The organism is Halomonas sp. BC1 (genome assembly GCF_002078135.1).
Taxonomy (GTDB): domain Bacteria; phylum Pseudomonadota; class Gammaproteobacteria; order Pseudomonadales; family Halomonadaceae; genus Vreelandella; species Vreelandella stevensii.
The window spans coordinates 1-2040 of record NZ_LFGS01000014.1 but is presented as its reverse complement, the minus strand read 5'-3'; the positions used below and the strand labels follow the sequence as shown (position 1 = coordinate 2040).

Annotated in this window: 1 protein-coding gene; it reads right to left on the bottom strand. The window is 50.7% G+C overall.

Annotated features, from left to right (window positions below):
* Positions 1 to 729: 729 nt before the first annotated feature.
* Positions 730 to 1659 (bottom strand): WcbI family polysaccharide biosynthesis putative acetyltransferase, encoded by a 930-nt coding sequence (locus B7L72_RS11220; protein ID WP_081194370.1) that lies wholly within the window; start codon positions 1657 to 1659, stop codon positions 730 to 732.
* Positions 1660 to 2040: the final 381 nt, after the last annotated feature.

Below are 2040 nucleotides of genomic sequence, written 5' to 3'. Positions count from 1 at the left end.
GCGCAGCGCCAAAAGAGCGAGAAACAGGACAGCGCTCGGTTAACACGCCCTGGTAATTCAGTGCAGGCGCGGCGGACTCATGGAAATAGATATCTTCGGTTGGCCGCGCACCGTCGCTGAGAACGACCCAGTGAATGTGGCTACTCACGATGCATCCTTTTTTAATCCATTAATCGAGTGATGCACACACCGTAGCGCGTAACCGATACTGGCCCCCACCAGCCCCGGCACCACTTCGCTTACCGCTCGCGACACAGCTCCTCACCCTTCAGTACTCATCCCTAACGCAGCGAAAAATCTTCATGCGCCAGCGTTAAATTAGGATTATAAGCAGGGTCGTTATCCAACTGAGCTGCCCACGTCTCACGCATGTAGGCAACGGTATCTCCAATGCGGCGGCATAAGACAGGTGGCCTAACCAAAACGCTTGAGTGGAATTGAGTTCGCGGCTCATGATGATCTCCAAAATCAAAGAAACCATCAGTGTGATCAGCCAACATTAATGTGGGTAGATGGGTTTTATGGCGCGCTTACGAATATTCGCTGGAGCCGCGACCTGCCATCGGCACCGAGCGCGGTGACGTTATCCAAAGACTGCGCCGGTAGGTACTTTCATCAGTTGTCTATGCAAGGTAGACACTGAGGCGTTGCCAATCACGCCAACGATATTCCCTACGGGGCCAGTGCCAGGGGTCAGTTCATCACAAAGAGAAACACTACTCTAAGGAATTACCTACTACCTCGCACCACGTCAATCGCGGTCTCCAGATCGAAGTTGTTAAGCGTAGCCTTGTCACGCAGCGTGCCCTCAAGAGAGGCATAGGTATAGTCGATGAACTGATTGAGATTCATGAATAGGGAGCGATCACCCAATTTATATGGCGACTTGAACAACATGCGGCCTAAGGCCTGATCTATGCCTTCGTCAGGAACTTCCAGTAAACCAGGGTATACCGGCCACTCTGCGCTTCTAGCCAAGTTATCGTCCACCCACTCGACCAACGCAGGGGAAGTGTTGCAAACGGGAAGGCCATCCCGCCCCAACACCTTCACGACCAGATCATGCATGGCCCGACGAGTGGGATGGTTTAAGGTGCGCATCCAAGGCCCTTGCCGCTCCCACTCTTCTACACTCTTAGCGAGCTCGATGCCCGATGCACGGAAGCGCTCCAGCAACTGAGATTTCTCGGTGGCCGACTTTTTCATGAAGCCGACTTTTTCATACACCTCCGGATGAAAGCACTCCAATGCCTGACGAGGGCACTTGCCCGCGAAGTAGGCCGCGGTGATCAGCACCGAGTGGTAGTCCCCCATTGGACCCACAAAGCGCTCACCCTCACGGTGCATATAGGAAATATCAGGGTGAAAAGCGGCACAGGCCAGCACGGGGAAATATCGCACCTTGTCCGCGTACTGCGGAAGAGCCGCCAACGCTTCGGCCACCTTGGGCTTTTGCGTATAGATAAAATCAGCGGCGTCAAGATCGGGCTTGAAGCTCTCCCACCCTCCCTGACTAAAGGCATTGACCTTGGGAACACTGAGAAAGTGGTAGCTGGACTGCCCAAGCGTCAGCGTTTCCAGGAATCCTGATATCATTGGCGACTGACACCCACTGAGGACTAAGAAACGCGGCCTGGCCTGACCAGCATCACGAATCATCTCATCGTAGGGAAGCGGCCTCCGAGTAGGTACAGGTGTTTTTTTAGCGGTTCTATTTTTTTAGCTTTTTTTGTGCCTCAGTTGAGGAAGATATCAAGACCCTTATTTTTTCCAAGCTATGCTTGGATTTTAGATAAGATTCCAATCCTTTATCATCAGCATCCCTGTTAAGAATATCTCTGTATATTTTGCGTATACCTTTTTTTCTATCTTCAATATCCATATTTAGAACCGGTTTAATAGTGTCCGCACAATTAATATAAAAATGCTAGGTATTTAAATATAAACCTCTAAATACCACATTATTAGTGTACCATTTGTAAGCGCGCCATAAAACCCATCTACCCACATTAATCCCGGCTTATTCACGAGACTCACCTG